The organism is Labilibaculum sp. K2S (assembly GCF_030372765.1).
Classification (GTDB): domain Bacteria; phylum Bacteroidota; class Bacteroidia; order Bacteroidales; family Marinifilaceae; genus Labilibaculum.
Genome location: NZ_JAUCMW010000069.1, coordinates 1 through 1,250, shown reverse-complemented (window position 1 = coordinate 1,250; position 1,250 = coordinate 1). Strand labels below are relative to the sequence as shown.

Genomic DNA, 1,250 nt, shown 5'->3' with positions numbered 1-1,250 from the left:
AAATAATGTTTTGTTAATTTTAAAAAACGAAAGGATAAAACACTTTTACGTTAGCTTGCATAAAAATGACACCCTGCTATATGAAAGGAACAATAGAAAAACTCAAAAAATCACCCCTTTTCAATTTATCATTAAGTTCGAAAGAATTATTTCATAGTAACTTTTTGTATTGGATTGGTCATAATTATCCATCTGAATTTGGCGGACTCTTTTCTAAATATATAAACGAACAACCTGAAGATTTATGTATTAAAGAAATATTTAGAGAACGAGAGAATATTGATTTATCATTCAGCTATTCTAATGGACAGGAGGTTTTAATTGAGAATAAGGTTAAAAGTGTTCCATACATTGGACAACTAGCAAAGTATTCAGAAAAACACACAAACCAAAGAAACTATATATTGCTTTCTTTATCTGAGCCAATGTTTTTTGAGTCAAATGATAAACTCGATATTAATGGTGTATCATGGTTTTATTTAAGCTATTCTGATTTGAAAGTGATGTTACAAACTATATCAGCAAAAATAAGTAATGGATATCACCAACAAATAATTAATGATTATTGTGAGTTTATCAGTGGTTTGATTGAAGTTGATAAATGCTGTAGGATTAGCAATGATGAATTCTTTGATTTTCATTCTATTAAAACAAATCAACTATACCGAGAGCTTATTGATATACGATTGCATGATTTTTACTTGAAAAAGAAATATGAACTCATAGCATATGAAATTTACAAAAGACTGAATAGGCTTGGGAAGAATCTAACTGACTTTAGCTTACCTCTAAACTGGAATAATGAAACTCCGATTATTTTTATGGGTTACGGAATGACACGTAGTCTTGGTTTGATGGATTTGAAATATTTAATTTCCCCTAACATTGCATTAGGAATTCAAATACAAGGAGAGCATTATAGAATGGTTCTAGAAGATACAACAGGGAAAATAGCTAAGAAAATTAAGAATGAACTTGAAAATAATTTGTGGTTTGATTTCTCTAAAACATTTCCCCAATCAAGGGTATATCCAAAGCCAGAAAAAGGATTTAATAAATATGGAGAAACGTTCTTTTATAAATCTGTTAAATTAGGAACTAATTTAAAAATTAAAGATATCGTTGATATAATTTTATCTGATGTAGAACGAATTGAATCTAACTTTAAAGAAATAGAAGGAATAATTACGCAAGCTAATCGAGTAGACGGTTCCGCCGGTAATTAACCGACGGAATGCGCCTCTCACACC

1 protein-coding gene is annotated in these 1,250 nt (G+C 29.6%); it reads left to right on the top strand.

What is annotated here, in order from left to right:
* Positions 1-80 precede the first annotated feature (80 nt).
* A complete protein-coding gene (locus tag QUH73_RS20720; protein ID WP_289532353.1) occupies positions 81-1,226 on the top strand; it encodes a PD-(D/E)XK nuclease family protein in 1,146 nt (381 codons plus the stop codon).
* The last annotated feature ends 24 nt before the right edge of the window (positions 1,227-1,250 follow it).